Origin of the sequence: Aminobacter ciceronei (genome assembly GCF_014138625.1) — a bacterium.
Taxonomy (GTDB): domain Bacteria; phylum Pseudomonadota; class Alphaproteobacteria; order Rhizobiales; family Rhizobiaceae; genus Aminobacter; species Aminobacter ciceronei.
In genome coordinates this window covers 63575-79257 of sequence record NZ_JACJHY010000015.1, presented here as the reverse complement: position 1 = coordinate 79257, position 15683 = coordinate 63575, and the positions used below count along the sequence as shown (strand labels likewise).

Here is a 15683-nt window from a genome sequence, read left to right as displayed (position 1 = left end):
CTAACTATGTGGCTGGGCATCAGCCCAACGCCCGGTATTAGGCAGGGATAGCCCAGGACGGATTACGGAAGTGCGGTAACCACCCCGCGGATAAGAGCTGGATCAACTGTCGTCTAAGGCCCATCCCGTCTCCGTGCTGCCCTCATCAATGGCAAACAAAACCTTTGGCAAACCGCGTATGGCGAAAAAGGTCATCCATCATTCTTGACCACGGTCATAAGTGACTTAGTTGCCTTGCAGCTTCAGCCGGCGACACTCGAGCGTTTTTAGTTTGATCGCGGTCTCGACCGTTGTCCTGATCGGCCTCCATCACGATTGACGTGACTTCTCGAAATGCAGGGGTGACGCAGGACCACCCAAGCATTAGTTTTTCCTGGGCAAGTTTGAGGAGGTCAACGTGAGAATTCACGACAGCGCAATTAGAGGGTGGGAGTTCTTGGCTGAGGACGAGGCGATTGATGCTGCGATCGACAAGTACGGCAAAGACCCGACGACGTCGGTCGCGTATTGTGCGTTCGAGACGGTTGGCGATCGACGTGGACCCGAGCATCGGTTTTGGTTCGACCTGTTTCTAAAGCTCGCAAAATCGGATCATGTGGGTTGGGCGTAGGGCTCGTTCTCAGTGACCTTGGTCATCGATGCGCCACAACACCAGGGCCAGGATGATGTACACCGCCCTTTTCACCGAAAACCAGGCGAGCGAAAGCGACGCTAATTCTCCATAAGCGTTTTGTCCGGCACCACAATCAAGGATTCCAGCCGCCGCTGCCATGGGGACGCGTGATGATTTCGAGCAGATGCAGGTTCGGATCTTCAAAATAGAGACCGCGCCCGCCGTCGTGGTCGTTGGTCTCCCCCAGATTATTTCGTTGGCCGGGATCAGCCCATCCAAGATCTGATCCATGGTTATCTGAAGTTCCTTCAGTTTTTCGAGTAGATCATGCGGTGGCGCATCGCGTTACTTTCCCTTCGTCAGTGGGGAAAGGAGGCGCTGCCCCCTCTCCCCTGCAAGGGGAAAATCGGTCTCCCCGTCCTTCCTCCGCGCGGCCAGGGCCGCGCTCCGTGCAGGATCGACGCGGATCCGCATACGCAGATCGGCGCCGCCCCTTCGGCTTCGCCTTCGGGCGGGTGATCCCCCTCCGATTTGTCCCCTTGCCCCCCTCTCCTCCGCTGTTCCGCACGAGCTCGGGAGCAGGAGCGGGGCTCCTGCCCCTTCGGGCAGGATTTCCGCTTCGCGGGAAAACGAGAAAACAGGAGAGAAAACCCATGACCGAGACAATCACCATCCCCCTAAACAAGCTGGATTTGGACCCCAAGAACGTCCGCAAGACCTATAGTGCCGAGGGCATCGCAGCGCTGGCGGCGAGCATCAGGGCTGATGGCTACAGGCTGTTGCAAAACCTTGTCGTCAGGAAGGGCGACAAGAAGGGCCGCTATTTCGTGACCGCTGGCGGGCGACGCCGCGTGGCGCTCAATCTGCTGGCCGAGAAGGGAGAGATCGCGAAGGATTTCCCCGTTGAATGCAAGGAGCGCGCGGGCGAGGACGCGAAGGCGACCAGTCTTGCCGAAAATGTCTTGCGCGAGGACATGCACCCGGTCGACCAGTACGAGGCGTTCCGCGATCTGGCGGACGAAGGCAAGTCGGTCCCCGACATTGCCGCACAGTTCGGCACGACCGAAACGATTGTGCGCCGCCGCCTTGCCCTTGGTCGCGTGTCGCCGCGCCTCCTGGAGGCTTACCGCAACGAGGACATGACCTTTGAGCAGCTTTCGGCCTTCACGATCAGCGACGATCACAAGGCGCAGGAACGGGTATGGAATGACCTGCCGGCGTGGAATCGTTACGCATCAAACATTCGTTCCGCGCTTGCTGGCGAGGGCGTTCGGGCAAGCGACAAGCGGGTCAAATTCCTGGGTGGGCTGGACGCCTACGAGGCGGCAGGCGGGACCGTCAGGCGCGACCTGTTCGATGACAAGGAAGGCGGCTTTGCGGTCGATGTCGTGAAGCTGGACGCGCTTGTCGCAGCCAAGCTTGAAACTGCGGCCAAGGCGGTGAAGGCGGAAGGCTGGAAATGGGTCGAGATCATGCCCGATGTATCTTATGACACTTTCCAAGCCTATGGGCGGCGCTATCCCGAACAGGTGCCGTTGTCCGAGGCGGAACAAGCCGAGCTCGACCAACTCACCACAGAATATGACGAGCTTGCCGAGTTGATCGAGGCCGAGGCCGCCGACGAAGAGGGTGATGCGAAGATCGAGGAAATCGACAAGCGGATCACGGCACTGCAGGATCGCACGGAAATGTATGCGCCGGAAGCTTTCGAGATCGGCGGTGCGATCGTCACACTGACGAACCACGGCGATGTGCGGATCGAGCGTGGTCTTGTGCTGCCCGAGGATGACAGGGATGACGAGGTCGATGGCGACGACAAGGGCTGCAACGGGGTTGAAAAACCACAGGAAGCGGGACAGCCGAAGGTGACGCATTCGGCGGCGCTCATAGAGGACCTGACCGCTCAAAAGACGGCGGCTCTACGCGTCGAACTCGCGAACAATCACGATATAGCCTTGGCCGCAGTGGTTCACGCGATGCTGTTGAGTGTGGTCTATGATTACTGCTCGAACGTAGATAGCGCTCTGCAAATCAGGCTGACACATGAGCATATCGAAACCAGCATGAAGCGGCGCGACGCCTGCCGAGCCGTGGCGGAGTTTGAAAGCCTTCGCGAGACATGGGGCGATCATATCCCCGGCAACCCTGCCGATCTGTGGGAATGGTGCTTGCAGCAGAACCGCGACGAACTGTTGTCGCTTCTGGCTTTTGCGGCGGCTCATTCCGTCAACGCGGTGCGGAAGCTTCACTGCTATGACAGGAAAGGCGCTTTCGAGCACGCAGACCGGCTTGGACAGGCTCTTGCGGTGAACATGACGAAATGGTTCGAGCCGACCGGCGATAGCTATTTCTCGCATATCAACCGCCAGAGCATCGAGGCCGTCATTCGTGAAGCGAAGGGCGCTCAGGCCGGGCTTGCCGTTAAGGCGGCGGGCAAGAAGTCGGAAGCCGTTAGCATTGCAGAGCGGATGGTCACGGACAGCGGCTGGCTTCCTGAGCCTGTGCGGATTTCCGTTCCTGCTGCCGAGACGAAGCGCGACGACGCCGATTTCGATGAAGAAACACCCCATCCCGTAGCGGCTGAATAATCACCAGCCGCTTGCCGATCGCGCTTTCTCCGGCGCGATCGGTTTACCGCGCCTGCCTCAAGCTCATCAATGCCTATGTCGAGAACCCGCACATGTCGATTGGGCAGACATTCAGGACGCGCTTACCGTGGCGCTTGAAGCCTTCGGCCTTCCGGGAACGTTCATCGACGGCCGCTGATGCGATCGGGGCCGGATCGACCGGCCCCGATCCGCATTGAGCGGAGGCCCGTTCCCCCTCCCCTCAAACTCCCCTTCCCGCCGCAGAAAAACCGGCTTGGAAACCAGGCCGGATTGCCGCCGTTCATATATCCGAGAAGGTATAGCAGACAAAGCGCGCACCGGAGAGTGTCGAGCTATGAAATGCCTGTAAACCCTGGAAGAGTGGCTTTGTCTGCTACCGATGGTAGCACAATTGTTGCGCCAAAATGGATATTCGAGTTATGGTTCTGCAAATCACCCGGAATCATGATTCCGAGTCTCGCGAACTAGCGCCTACGACGGAGAAGACGAACCGACCAGAAAAAGAAAACCGCCCCGAAACGAATCCCGGAAGCGGTTTGCGAATAATCAATTTAGCCAAAATCTTTGTCGCAAACCTCCCTTCCTCTGTCAACCTGAAAAACACCGTTTCGGTGAACGGGATTGTTTTGTCTGGTCTCCACGACAAAGGAGACGAGAGTGGGAGAACCTATGCCACCGAAGCGGCCCATCGGCCGCCGAATGACATCGCAACGCGCCGAATATCGGCGACTGGCACAGTCCGCCGAGGTCGGAGTGGTGACGCGTGGTCAGCTCGCCGTGCTCGCGCACAACCTGCCCTGCACAGGCTTGATCAACGCGACCGAAAGCCATCTTCTGGTCACGTTGATCAACACTGCGCCGGGCGAGGCCTTCGAGAAAGCCGGGCGGCCGATCATCTTCAAGTCCAACCAGCAGCTCGCCTTCGAAATCAATCGTTCGGCCGGCCGGGTGAGCCGCATGCTGTCGAGCCTCTTCGACACCGGCCTTGTCACCATGCAGGATAGTGGCAACTACAAGCGCTATCCGGTGCGCAGTGCCGGTGGCTTGATTGTCGATGGTTGCGGTATCGACCTGCGTATTCTTATCGTCCGCTACCGCGAACTCGACGATCTGGTGCGACAGGCGAAGGCGGAGAAGGCGACCGCCCGCGCGGCGTTGCGGCGATATAGTGGCGCACTTCGCAATCTCCGGTACGTTTTGGCGACCGTTGCCGACCTTTCAGAGCGCGCCCGAGCACGGCAAGAGGCGCGTCTTGAACGGGTCGTTGCCCTGGTCGGCACAGCCGCAAAAGCCTCGAGCGGCGTGTTGCGCCGCGCGACGGCTCTTGTCGAGTGGTTCATCGAACGGGTCTTGCATCTTCCACGTCGCCCGCAAGTCGCAGCGGAAGCGGAAGCGGAAGCGGAAGAGTCGACATGCACGTATGCCGAAAACGACATGCACAAACAGACTACAACCCCTGATCCCATTGTGAATAGTAATGAGAATCGGCGTTCGGCTACCGCCGAACAACTCAGTTTGCTAAACGCTGGCTCCGCCAGCCAATGGGCTTATGAAACGAGCCTGGGGCGAGGTTCGTACCAAATCAACCAGCCGAAGCGCCTGCCGCATGTTGTTGTGGCGTTGCAGGACGTTTTGCGGGCGATACCGGCGTTGAGAACTTACGGGTTTACCCTGCCCCGGACCTGGGCCGATTTGGCGCGGCTCGTGCCCCAAATGTGCTGTATTACCGGCATTTCCGACGATGCACGGCGCTGCGCTGTCGCCCAAATGGGCGAGCAGCAGGCGGCCGTTGCAATCGCGGTGACGTTGCAGAAATTCGACCGGCAGGAAGTTTCGTCGCCGGGCGGCTACTTACGGGCGATGACGGATCGCGCCGCCGCCGGCGAGCTTCATCTTGCCCGATCAGTTTTCGGGCTTGCGGCCCGCAATCTTATGGAGACGATGAATTGATGTATCTCGTGCGTTATTTTCTCGCGGCCGTTGTTTGCATCAGCGTCGGCGCGGCCGATGCCGAGCCGGCCAGCTGGTCTGGCACGGCCCGCGTGATCGACGGAGACACGATCAGCGTGCGCCAGCAGCGCATTCGGATCGCGGCGATCGACGCTTGCGAACTCAATCAGACAGGCCTTCGCGACGGGGAGGTCTGGCAATGCGGCCTTGCAGGTCGGGCCTTTCTTCGGCGAATGATCGACGGGAAACACGTCCGTTGTCGGATCATCGACCGCGACCGCTATCGGCGCCTGGTCGGACAATGCTTCTACGATGAAACCGACATCGGCCTGGCAATGGTCGGCGCCGGCCTTGCCGAATCCATGCTTCGATATCTGCCGTCGTCCCATGCGATCAACCTGGTCGAGTATGGCGAGGCCGAGAACAGCGCCCGAGACAGAAGGCTTGGCATCTGGTCGGCGGAGATCGAGAGTCCGCATCTCTACCGGCGCGCCAAGAAGTCTCCGGGGCCTTGAACTCTCATACCCAAATCGGCTCCACGAGTTTTCAGCAGCAGTGAAGCAATTTGCTTCTCGAATCTTGCGGCGAACGGCATGAATGCGTTGCGCCGCCGCGAAAGATGAATAAAATAAGACCACCTATTGCCGCTTCAGGCCGCCAGCGAGCCGAGGGGATGTAGCCAATGATGTTCATCCATCGCCCCTCCAAGGCGGTTGCTTTTGACGCTCGTTCGCACGTCGGCGCGGTTTGCGCAAATCCGGCGTCCGCAAAAATGTCCCCGCCTGCGGCTTCCTCGCGCAGCAAATTTTTCCGGCCTCCGGCTTCCTCCGCTGTGCTTCGGCCTGCGGTGCGCACCGCTTTCCGCCGTGCCCGTGAACAATCGTCGCAACCACCAAAGAGGAGTGACTGACATGACCACCACCAACTTCATCCAATTCGACACCGACGAGCTGGACACCGCCAAGGGCAACGGCCTTATCTCCACCATCGATCGCGACCTGGACATCCACGTTGTCCCGTTCGACTCGAGCAACGAGAAAGCCCCGACGCACCGCGTCTATGCCAAGTCTCCGCGCGGCTATGACATCGAGGTCGGCGGCATCTGGAAGAAGACCAGCGAGGCGAAAAAGCCCTACTACACGCTTTCGATCAAGCGCCTCGGCTTCAACGCCAATCTCGGCCGCTACCCCGGCCAGGACGATCCCACCCTGCAGGCGATCATCGAATGGGATCCCCGCGATTGATTGACGTGAAGCGCCCGGTCTCAAGCCGGGCGCATCGCTCACAAGGCCGACAAATGACGCAAACCGCTCGATTTTCAGCGGTTTTTCTGCTAATGTTTGTCGCTATTGGAGATCTGTTTATGAATATCCATTCGACCCGTCCGGACCGCTCGCCGGAAGCCGTTGCAAAGCGCCGGAAGGCGACAGATCAGGCACGCGCGGCCAATATCCGGCAGGGCTACACGCACGATCCGGTACTGGAGGAAGCGACGGCGGCCTACGTCGCCGGCGACATTACCCGCGAAGAGTATCGCCTGCGTGTCGTGCGGCCAGCGAAACGGGCATAGCCGAAACACCAACTGTCAAAGGCGAAAGGCCGCCTGCCCTACGCAGGCGGTTTTTTGTTGGCCCCGCGATGTCCGAGAGCCCTGCCAAAGGTTCCTATTTCTACCCGAACACGTCGGACGATCCCGATCGTGCCGATGTGCTGCGCAACAGGTTCGGCATCGAGACTCATTCCGAGTTGCGGATCGAAGAATACCGCGCCACGGCTTTCCGCATGGCGGAAATTGCCGAAGGCGACGGCCCGCAAGGGCAATTCGACAAGGCGCATCTTAAGGCTATTCACGGCCACATTTTTCAGGACGTCTACGAATGGGCCGGGCACACGCGCGACGAAAGCCCGATCGTCGACGGACAGCGTGTCGAGCCGATCGGTAGGCTCTCCAAAGGCGGCACCGCATTCCTGCACGGCTCCCGCATCGAGATGGGGCTCGACGAGGCGTTGAAGGCTATCCGTGATCCCGATGTCTTGCGCGGCTCAACGCCAGAGCAGTTCGCCGAGCGTGCGGGCCAGGTGATGGCCGAGCTCAATTATGTACATCCCTTTCGCGAAGGCAACGGACGCACCCAGGAGGTGTTGATCGCCGAGCTTGGCCGTCACTACGGCCATGAGGTTGATTTCACCGTCATCACCAAGCCGCGCATGATCCAGGCGTCGATCGAAACCACGAACGACCCGTCAAACGCCGCCATGAAACATGTGCTCGAGGACGCGGTAGACCCGAATCGCCGCGAAGCCCTTCGCGCCGCGTTGTCCGACCTCGAGGCGCGCGGCGAGAATCCGTTTGAGCACAACGTCCGCACAGCCCGCCCACGCGAAGAAGTGACCGGCCAGGTGCTCGGGCACGACGACCGTGTCGCCAGCATCGTCTCGGACGAACGGATCATGGCCGTCGATCGCGGGGACCTCCCGGAGCGACTGCCCGCTGATGAAGCGGAAATCACCTTCATCGCGCGATCCGACTTTTCCCGCCTTGGCCGTGAGCCACAGGCCATCGAGGCGCCCTTGCAGGCCGAAAGAGCCGAAGCGACCCTGCAAGGCACGCCGCCTGCCGAGCTGGCCATCGAGACGGATATCGCGGCGCAGCGAGCGCGTGAGCGCGATAGCGATGACCGCGAACGGTGACAGCGTCCGCAGGCGGCAAGTTGCTCACCGACTGTAGTTGACCGCCGGCGCGTTCGATGCAGCCGGCCGTCTCCATCCGTTGGGTGATTTGACGGACAAGCTACGATAGCCCCTCCCCCATGCAACCGCTGTCGCGGTCCTCCTCTCCGTTGCGGCCCCTACGGGGTGCATGGGCTCGTTTCGGCTATCTCCGGTCTTTGCCGTCAACCAACGGATGGAGACGGCCATGACGAGCATCAAGGACACCTACCAGCGCATCACGGACACCATTGTCGAGCAGCTTGAAGTCGGCACCAAACCCTGGATCCGCCCCTGGCGCGGCAATGCCCGCCGAAACTCGATCATCCCGCGCCGCGCGACCGGTGAAACCTACCGCGGCATCAATGTCATCATGCTGTGGGTCGCGGGCCAGATGTTCGGTTACGAGGAAAACACCTGGATGACCTACAGGCAGGCGCAGGACTTCGGTGGTCAAGTCCGTAAGGGCGAAAAAGGCACCCTCGTCGTCAAATATGGCACGTTCACTCCGAAGGATCACGACGACGACGAAGACCGCGCGGTTCCATATCTGAAGGGCTACACCGTCTTCAATATTGAGCAGATCGAGAACATGCCGGATCGGTTCTTCAGCCCGGTCGAGGAGCTGCAGGGCAATCCGGTTCCGCATATCGAGACCGTCGAAAGCTTCGTCCAGAACACCGGCGCAAGCGTCAGCTACGGCGGCACCAAAGCTTGCTACCGACCCAGCATCGACGACATCCTCATGCCTGACCGCACGCGTTTCGATAGCGAGGTGCACCTTTACTCAACTTTGCTACACGAGGTTGGCCATTGGTCAGGCGCAAAGCATCGCCTGGACCGCGATCTGGCGGGCAGGTTCGGCAGTGAAGGCTATGCCGTCGAGGAGCTCGTTGCGGAGCTCGCAGCATCGTTCCTGTGTGCCGACCTGGGCGTGGCGCATGATCCGCGTGACAACACAGCCGCCTATCTGGCGAACTGGCTCGCTGTCCTTAAGAATGACAAGAGGGCCATCATCACGGCCGCTGCCAAGGCGCAGGCCGTCGCTGAGTATCTCACCGCCCTGCAGCCGGGCGCCGCACAGGGAACCGCCTAGCGGTTATCCGAATGGCGGCGGGGGACTTCGGCGCTATCCCAGGAATCGGGGCCGTTCCGAATCCTTCGTCGTTTCACGTGACTTGCATTTGGTTGTCCGCGGACAACCACTGCTCGGTCTGGGGTGTTATCTCCTGCATTCGCTGTGAGTTGTCCGCGGACAACTAAGCTCGAAACGGCATCAGGGTTAAGCGTTTGTAAATTCGTAACGAATCGGGTCTTATTGTAACTGCGCAGTTTATCGCATCTTAGCATTAATTGCGCAGTTCGAGGGCTCAGGATGTTACAGACTTCCATTCAAAGCGGTGTACAGGAGCATCTGTCGTCCATGTTGTCGGCGGATTCGCTCGAACTGTCACGTCAGTTGCAGTTGCACCAGCAGAAGATTTTTCCTCCGAATTCTCAGAAGGCGATTCGTAATTTCAGCCCGGCCGAGGCCTCCTACTACATAGGCATCGGAGAAGGATATCTCAGGCAGGTCGCTTCCGAAGGCTATGGGCCAGAGCCGCTGGCTAACGGTCGGCGCATGTACACGCCGGACGACATGGGGCGGATTCGGCAGACTCTCGACGAAAAGAACGGGTCCCCCAAATATGTCCCGAACCGCCGTCATGGAGAGAAACTTCAAGTGATTGCGGTCATGAATTTCAAAGGGGGTTCCGCAAAAACAACCACGTCCGCGCACCTGGCCCAGTATCTGGCACTTCGGGGTTACAAGGTGCTTGCGATTGATCTCGACCCGCAAGCCTCGCTATCGGCTTTGTTCGGCCATCAGCCCGAACTCGATGTTGGCGAAGGCGAGACGCTCTTTGGCGCTATCCGATACGACGAACCGCGACCGCTCTCAGAGATTGTCCGGGCGACATACACGCCGAATTTGCACATTGTGCCGGGCAACCTCGAATTGATGGAATTCGAGCATGAGACCCCAAAAGCGATTATGACTGGATCGGCGGAATCGATGTTCTTTGCTCGGATCGGCGAAGTCCTGACCGACATTGAAAGCCTTTATGATGTGGTCATTATCGACTGCCCCCCGCAACTGGGCTTTTTGACGATGTCGGCGCTTTGTGCCGCGACATCGGTTCTCATTACCGTTCACCCACAAATGCTCGATGTGATGTCGATGAGCCAATTTCTGGCGATGACCAGCGAGTTGATGGCTGTCGTGGAAAGGGCAGGGGGACGCACCAGCTACGACTGGATGCGCTATCTTGTGACACGTTTCGAGCCGAATGACGGCCCGCAGAGCCAAATGACTGGATTCATGCGCGCCATCTTTGGGAATCGGATGCTTCATAACCCCATGCTCAAATCGACGGCGATATCCGACGCCGGCGTAACAAAGCAGACCCTCTATGAAGTCGAGCGGTCGCAATTCACGAGGGGAACTTACGACCGTGCAATGGAGTCCTTGAACCAGGTCAATTCGGAAATCGAAGGCCTGTTGAAGGCGACTTGGGGGAGGAAATAATGGCCCGCAAGAATCTCATTGAGGTCTCGGTTGATAACCAAGCCACTGAAACTTCATCGCCCATGACGGCTGCGAGACCGATCGCAGGCTTCGTCCCTCCTGCTGTGCGGAACACTCCCATTGGTGGGATCACCAAGACCCTCGGCAACATTACGCAGAAGTTCGAACGCGCGCAGGATATCGAGAAGCAGCTAGCCGAAGGGCAAACGATCATTGAGATCGATCCAGCCCTCGTTGATTCCTCGTTCGTCAGCGATCGCATTGGCATCGATGCCGTCAAGCTTGCCCAGCTTGGCGAGCAAATCAAGGACCACGGACAACAGGTGCCGATTCTTGTGCGCCCTCATCCAGACGCCCGGGGGCGGTACCAGGTCGCCTACGGCCATCGGAGACTGGCGGCCGTCAAGGTATTAGGTATCAAGGTCCGTGCGGTCGTCCGGGAACTTTCCGACGACCAGCTCGTCGTCAGCCAGGGACAGGAGAACAATGCCCGGACCAATCTTTCATACATAGAGAGAGCACTCTTTGCAGTTCGCTTGGAAGACCGCTCGTTCTCCCGAGAAACCATTATGGCGGCCCTCGGGATCGATAAGGCGGCTCTGTCGAAAATGGTCTCGGTTGTGAGGCAGGTGCCAATCGAGTTGATCGAAGCAATAGGTGCTGCGCCTGAGATCGGCCGTCGGCGGTGGATGGAACTCGCCGAGCTGTTGCCGAAGGCAAACGTCAAAAACGTGCTGGCATCGCTGTCGGAACCAGAAACCAAGGCGCTCTCGAGCGATCGACGCTTTCAAGCAGTGGTCGATGCCCTGACAACAAAGCCTGAGAAGACGCCCAAAAGCATCGGCGCTTTCAAATCCTGGGCCCCCGATGACAAATCGGTTCGCGTCTCGCTGAAAGCCAACGGAAAGACCGCCACAATCGCTATTGGCGCGGTCAATGGGCCGCTCTTTGCCGCATACATTACCGACCGGCTGGATGACCTCTATGCCGATTGGCAGTCGAAGCAGGAGAACTGAAACCGCAAAAGAAAAAGGCCCCCGAACGTCGCCGTCGCGGAAGCCCTTCTCGTAGATCGCACTTCGAGAATCTCATTTCCGCGAATCAGTGTCAAGAGTTTTAAACGTCGATTCGGCGGACGGATTTCTTTTGCCTAATTGAAGGCGAAGGAAGAAATGGAGACGGGAATTGCAACGACGCCCTTTGGGCGGCGGCCGATGTCGCTTGCCATGCTGGCAGCGCAAAACGAGTCACGTGAGATCCCCAAGGGCAGGGTCGTCGACAAGTGGCAGATCTACCGCAACCTCTGCGAGGGCAAGAGCATCGTCGGCATCGGCGATCGCGCTCTGGCCGTCCTGAATGCGTTGCTATCATTCTATCCTGACAGCGAGCTGAGTGAGGAAAACGGCCTCATCGTCTTTCCCTCGAACGCACAGCTGTCCCTCAGGGCGCACGGAATGCCCGACGCCACAGTGAGGCGGCACCTGGCGGCTCTTGTGGACTGCGGGCTAGTCATCCGACGGGACAGCCCGAACGGCAAGCGTTATGCACGCAAGGGCAGAGGAGGGGAGATCGAGGAAGCATTTGGCTTCTCCCTGGCGCCGCTGCTGGCCCGTGCCTGCGAGTTCGAGGCGGCGGCCGAGCGTGTTCGCGCCGACAATAGGGCGCTCAGGCTTATGAGGGAACGCATTACGCTGCACCGCCGGGATATCCACAAGCTGATCGAGGCGGCCGTAGAGGAAGACGTGCCGGGCGACTGGGGAGGCCTGTGGAAGCGGTTCCGCAGCGTTGTGGAGGCAATTCCGCGTCGTGCATGCATTGCCGAGCTTGAACCCATCGTGGCTGATCTGGCCGCGTTGCATGACGACGTGGATAAGCTGCTGGAAATTCATATGGAATCCACGAATCCGAGCGGCAATGACTCTCAAAGCGAGCGGCAGCAATCTGATTCAAATACCGACTCTATCTTTGAATTTGAACCTGCTTTGGAAAAAAGCGGGTCGACGGCCGAGCCAAGGACGAGGACCGTAGAGCCTCCGAAAACATACCCGCTAGGGATTGTGCTGAAGGCCTGCCCGGAAATTGCGGATTACGCCGTCGACGGGATTGGCAACTGGCGCGATTTAATGGTCACGGCGGCCCAGGTGCGCGGTTATCTCGGCGTGTCGCCTTCCGCATACGAGGACGCCTGCCATGTGATGGGGCAGGAAACCGCGGCAATGGTGATCGCCTGCATTCTGCAAAGGGCGCAGCACATCAATTCAGCGGGCGGCTATCTGCGCGTGCTGACCGATAAGGCTAGGGCAGGGGAGTTTTCGGTCGGGCCGATGCTGATGGCTGCTTTGAAAGCTAATGGGTCACCGACCAGGATGGCCGGATAACTGAGAGGGCACTGGAGTCCGCCGTGATAGCTTCATCCAGCCACGTTTCACCACTCATACCGTTGCTTTCGTTCTCCGGAATTTGGCGGAGGAGTTTGAGGGGCGAACATGATGGAACGGTGGCATTTCCGCGCAATCACACCAGGTCCTTAATGCGATCTTTCAGATTTTGTCGCTCAAGCTATATGGTGATTACGAAGGAGGCAGGCCGATGACCAAGTCCATTTACACGTTCGGATATGAAGGGCTGACCATCGATCGCTTCATTGCTCGTCTTCAGGCTGCCGGAATCGATCTTGTCGTGGACGTCCGCGCCACGCCACTTTCGCGGAAACGTGGATTCTCGAAAACCTCATTTGAGCAGGCTCTTGCATCGGCCGGAATTTCATACACCCACGCAAAGGCGATGGGGTGTCCAAAGAACGTTCGCGACAGGTACAAACGGGATGGTAGCTGGTCGATTTATACGGCCGGATTTCTCCAGTATTTGGGCGGCCAAGACCAATCTGTGGAAGAAGTAGCCAAACTCACACGATCAAAAAACGCCTGTCTTGTATGCTTTGAGGCAGACTATCGGTTCTGCCATAGGACATACGTTGCCCGGGCCGTGGCCGATAAAACCGGCGCAGCGATATCCCATCTCACAGATCAAACAGAGATTGTTGACGCTCTCGGAGCGGTGGCCGCTTAGGGGGATAAATCAGGCTGACTATTAGCCATTGATCGGGAAACCTATGGATCGTGCCCATCAAGAAAATCAGGTCAGCTGCTGGCAAAACGCTTTCCAATTTTTCTCGGAACGGGGCCTCCCACTTCTCGCCATAGTTCTTTCGGCAATTCCAAAAAAGAGCGCCTGCCTCCCAGTCCGCGATTTTGTGCCGATACTCTGCCTGGACGCCTCCAACGTCGCAGCGGTAGCGATAGTGAAATTCAAACGGGAGTTTGCGAAGCGTTCTAATTGCTCGAGCATCAGCTGCATCGAATAGGCCAGCCTGCTGTTGATACTTCAGAAGCTTGTCCCGTTCCTGTGACGTCCAATCCGGGTTCGACGACGGCGTAACATCGACTGCCAAAATCCTCGAGGGACGCAGAAACGCCAAGGTGTGACCGGTCGATACACGGTCCGCTTCAAGCGCCGAAAATTCGTCGTGGATTCTCGCCTTATCTAAGAAGGCCCAACGTTCTGCCCATGCGTTTTTGGTTGAGACAGGGGGACCATCCCTGCCGATCGTGTCGACCTTAATGTGATGGCTTTCCGGTCGGTGGTCGTCCTTGGCCTTCTCGATCGTGGCTTTGATGAATTGCCATTTCTTGAACTGCTGATCGTCATTTATCAGACGAAAGGGCACCGGAAAAAGGCGGATCAGATGTCCGTTGTCTTCCATCCCTGCCACGCAAGAAGTCTCGGAATATTTGCTGCTTGGCGATGGGTATGTCTTGCATAGAATCAGAATTCTTGCCTTTCGCGTAGCCATCGAACCCCTCCCGGACCTTGCCTAGTAAATTCACTTAAACAAGCGGTATATCGGATAGTCTTGAATCAGCGCTTACTAGATCTCGGAAAGGCGCTCCCAAGCTTCAAACCCCTCATCGGTAAGCACGATCTTGGTCAGGCAAGAACCCGCGCCGCCCGCCCGAGATTCCGTTCCGCGTCATTGTAGTAGTTGGAGGCCTGTTGCACTGAGCGGTGCTGTGACTGCTGCATGGCTTCGGGCAGCGGAATACCGCGGCGGGCGGTTTCGGTGAGATAGCCAGAGCGCAGGCCATGGGCGGAAAACGCCGCCGGATCGAGCCCGGCCTCGGCGACGCGGCGCTTCAGGATCAGATTGACGGCCTGCGGCGTCAGGGCGCGGGTTTCGAGATTGCCCCAACGGTCGATGCCGCGGAATACGGCGCCCTCGGCGATCCCGGCGCGCTCGAGCCAGCCTTTCAGAGCCAGAACCGGCCGGCCGACGAGCAGCACGAAGGCGTCGCTGTCGGCCTGTGTCGTCTTTGTCCGGCCGAGCCGGATCGACAGGCACGGGAGCATGTTCGAAGAATCCGGAACCTTGGGATCGGCCGGCACCGGCTCTTCTTCGACGATCTGCTCGAACCTGAGCGAAGCAATCTCGCTGCGGCGGCGGCCGCCGGAGGCGAAGGCGGTGATGAGCAGGGCGCGGTCGCGCATGTCGACGAGACGGTCGCCGGCGCAGGTGTTGAGCAGGGCGGCCAGAATGTCGGCGGTCACGGCTTTCTTGCTCTTGCGGCCGCGCGGACGGGCGCTGGCGCGCACCGCCAGTCTTATGGCGCTCTGCAGGCCCGGCGCATTGAACGTTCCTGTTAAACCGCGCCATTTGGTCAGCGTCGACCAGCTCGACAGCCGCCGGCGTACGGTGTTGGGCGCATGCGGCCCGTCGCTGCGCAAAAGCCCTTGGGATTTCAGCGTCGCCGCGACGTCGGCCGGCATGCCGTGCACCGGATCGGTCTCGCGTTTGGCAAGATCCCAAAGATGGTGCGCGACGAATTTGATCAGCAGCGCCTCCGGCGCCGGCCAGGGCAGCGAAAATCCGGTGGCGGCGAGCGACCAGGCCTCAAGATAGCCGAGGTCGGAGGCCAGCGCCCGCAGAGAATTTGCGCCAATGCCTTCCTTGGCGAGATGGCGCAGCGTTGCGACGTCGTCGTCGGTCAGGAGGTCGGCCAGAAAATCGCGGCGGTCGAAGGGCAGCACGGAATCGAGCGCGTCGAGGGCCTCGGCCCGCCGCGCGACGAGTTCAGCATTTTTGGTGTTAGCAAGCTGCTCTGTCACTGGTTGGTTTCCACTTGGTCGGCGCCTCGAACTTGCGGAAAGCCCGGAAAGCCCGTATATTCCGGAACAA

The 15683-nt window shown here is 59.1% G+C and carries 16 protein-coding genes; 13 read left to right on the top strand and 3 right to left on the bottom strand.

What is annotated here, in order from left to right; genetic code table 11:
* Positions 1-418: 418 nt before the first annotated feature.
* Positions 419-610 (top strand): Y4oE-related protein, encoded by a 192-nt coding sequence (locus HNQ95_RS16380; RefSeq protein WP_182574671.1) that lies wholly within the window; start codon positions 419-421, stop codon positions 608-610.
* Positions 611-619: 9 nt separating this feature from the next.
* On the opposite strand, the gene HNQ95_RS16375 is transcribed toward HNQ95_RS16380, so the two are convergent.
* Positions 620-904, bottom strand: coding sequence for a hypothetical protein (locus HNQ95_RS16375; protein WP_182574635.1), 285 nt, complete (start codon positions 902-904; stop codon positions 620-622).
* A 362-nt stretch (positions 905-1266) separates the two neighbouring features.
* Between HNQ95_RS16375 and HNQ95_RS16370 the strand changes: the two genes are divergently transcribed.
* The 12 genes from HNQ95_RS16370 (at position 1267) to HNQ95_RS16315 (ending at position 13519) form a co-directional block, all read left to right on the top strand.
* On the top strand, positions 1267-3201 hold the full coding sequence (locus HNQ95_RS16370; RefSeq protein ID WP_182574636.1) for a ParB/RepB/Spo0J family partition protein: 1935 nt from the start codon (positions 1267-1269) through the stop codon (positions 3199-3201).
* 11 nt (positions 3202-3212) lie between these two features.
* Entirely contained in the window at positions 3213-3419 is a 207-nt protein-coding gene (locus tag HNQ95_RS16365; RefSeq protein WP_182585808.1) for a hypothetical protein, read from the top strand.
* A 502-nt stretch (positions 3420-3921) separates the two neighbouring features.
* Complete coding sequence (repC, locus tag HNQ95_RS16360) at positions 3922-5172, top strand: plasmid replication protein RepC (protein ID WP_376769257.1); 1251 nt, start codon at positions 3922-3924, stop codon at positions 5170-5172.
* Entirely contained in the window at positions 5172-5687 is a 516-nt protein-coding gene (locus tag HNQ95_RS16355) for a thermonuclease family protein (RefSeq protein ID WP_182574672.1), read from the top strand. Before repC (HNQ95_RS16360) ends, HNQ95_RS16355 begins: the two co-directional genes overlap by 1 nt.
* Positions 5688-6083: 396 nt before the next feature.
* Complete coding sequence (locus tag HNQ95_RS16350; protein WP_182574638.1) at positions 6084-6416, top strand: DUF736 family protein; 333 nt, start codon at positions 6084-6086, stop codon at positions 6414-6416.
* A gap of 119 nt (positions 6417-6535) precedes the next feature.
* A complete protein-coding gene (locus tag HNQ95_RS16345; RefSeq protein WP_182574639.1) occupies positions 6536-6742 on the top strand; it encodes an antitoxin VbhA family protein in 207 nt (68 codons plus the stop codon).
* Between the two features lie 68 nt (positions 6743-6810).
* Entirely contained in the window at positions 6811-7863 is a 1053-nt protein-coding gene (locus HNQ95_RS16340; protein WP_182574640.1) for a Fic/DOC family protein, read from the top strand.
* 226 nt (positions 7864-8089) lie between these two features.
* Positions 8090-8977 carry an ArdC family protein gene (locus HNQ95_RS16335; protein WP_182574641.1) on the top strand — a complete coding sequence of 296 codons (888 nt, stop codon included), beginning with the start codon at positions 8090-8092 and terminating at the stop codon, positions 8975-8977.
* A gap of 279 nt (positions 8978-9256) precedes the next feature.
* Positions 9257-10450, top strand: a complete 1194-nt coding sequence (gene repA, locus HNQ95_RS16330; protein ID WP_182574642.1) for a plasmid partitioning protein RepA — start codon at positions 9257-9259, stop codon at positions 10448-10450.
* A complete protein-coding gene (gene repB, locus HNQ95_RS16325; RefSeq protein ID WP_182574643.1) occupies positions 10450-11466 on the top strand; it encodes a plasmid partitioning protein RepB in 1017 nt (338 codons plus the stop codon). The genes repA and repB overlap by 1 nt, the downstream gene beginning before the upstream one ends.
* 156 nt (positions 11467-11622) lie before the next feature.
* A complete protein-coding gene (repC, locus tag HNQ95_RS16320) occupies positions 11623-12828 on the top strand; it encodes a plasmid replication protein RepC (RefSeq protein WP_182574644.1) in 1206 nt (401 codons plus the stop codon).
* 211 nt (positions 12829-13039) lie between these two features.
* Positions 13040-13519 (top strand): DUF488 domain-containing protein, encoded by a 480-nt coding sequence (locus HNQ95_RS16315; protein WP_182574645.1) that lies wholly within the window; start codon positions 13040-13042, stop codon positions 13517-13519.
* On the opposite strand, the gene HNQ95_RS16310 is transcribed toward HNQ95_RS16315, so the two are convergent.
* Together HNQ95_RS16310 and HNQ95_RS16305 are read right to left on the bottom strand one after the other, a co-directional pair.
* Positions 13470-14303 carry a DUF8758 domain-containing protein gene (locus HNQ95_RS16310; RefSeq protein WP_182574646.1) on the bottom strand — a complete coding sequence of 278 codons (834 nt, stop codon included), beginning with the start codon at positions 14301-14303 and terminating at the stop codon, positions 13470-13472. The two genes, HNQ95_RS16315 and HNQ95_RS16310, sit on opposite strands and share 50 nt — an antisense overlap.
* Positions 14304-14437: 134 nt before the next feature.
* Positions 14438-15613 (bottom strand): site-specific integrase, encoded by a 1176-nt coding sequence (locus HNQ95_RS16305; protein WP_182574647.1) that lies wholly within the window; start codon positions 15611-15613, stop codon positions 14438-14440.
* Positions 15614-15683: the final 70 nt, after the last annotated feature.

What these genes read in the sequence shown, in the direction of transcription:
- HNQ95_RS16375 (WP_182574635.1), bottom strand. Translation starts at nt 904, where the DNA reads ATGGATCAGATCTTGGATGGGCTGATCCCGGCCAACGAAATAATCTGG.
- HNQ95_RS16370 (WP_182574636.1), top strand. Translation starts at nt 1,267, where the DNA reads ATGACCGAGACAATCACCATCCCCCTAAACAAGCTGGATTTGGACCCC.
- repC (WP_376769257.1), top strand. Translation starts at nt 3,922, where the DNA reads ATGACATCGCAACGCGCCGAATATCGGCGACTGGCACAGTCCGCCGAG.
- HNQ95_RS16355 (WP_182574672.1), top strand. Translation starts at nt 5,172, where the DNA reads ATGTATCTCGTGCGTTATTTTCTCGCGGCCGTTGTTTGCATCAGCGTC.
- HNQ95_RS16350 (WP_182574638.1), top strand. Translation starts at nt 6,084, where the DNA reads ATGACCACCACCAACTTCATCCAATTCGACACCGACGAGCTGGACACC.
- HNQ95_RS16345 (WP_182574639.1), top strand. Translation starts at nt 6,536, where the DNA reads ATGAATATCCATTCGACCCGTCCGGACCGCTCGCCGGAAGCCGTTGCA.
- HNQ95_RS16340 (WP_182574640.1), top strand. Translation starts at nt 6,811, where the DNA reads ATGTCCGAGAGCCCTGCCAAAGGTTCCTATTTCTACCCGAACACGTCG.
- HNQ95_RS16335 (WP_182574641.1), top strand. Translation starts at nt 8,090, where the DNA reads ATGACGAGCATCAAGGACACCTACCAGCGCATCACGGACACCATTGTC.
- repA (WP_182574642.1), top strand. Translation starts at nt 9,257, where the DNA reads ATGTTACAGACTTCCATTCAAAGCGGTGTACAGGAGCATCTGTCGTCC.
- repB (WP_182574643.1), top strand. Translation starts at nt 10,450, where the DNA reads ATGGCCCGCAAGAATCTCATTGAGGTCTCGGTTGATAACCAAGCCACT.
- repC (WP_182574644.1), top strand. Translation starts at nt 11,623, where the DNA reads ATGGAGACGGGAATTGCAACGACGCCCTTTGGGCGGCGGCCGATGTCG.
- HNQ95_RS16315 (WP_182574645.1), top strand. Translation starts at nt 13,040, where the DNA reads ATGACCAAGTCCATTTACACGTTCGGATATGAAGGGCTGACCATCGAT.
- HNQ95_RS16310 (WP_182574646.1), bottom strand. Translation starts at nt 14,303, where the DNA reads ATGGCTACGCGAAAGGCAAGAATTCTGATTCTATGCAAGACATACCCA.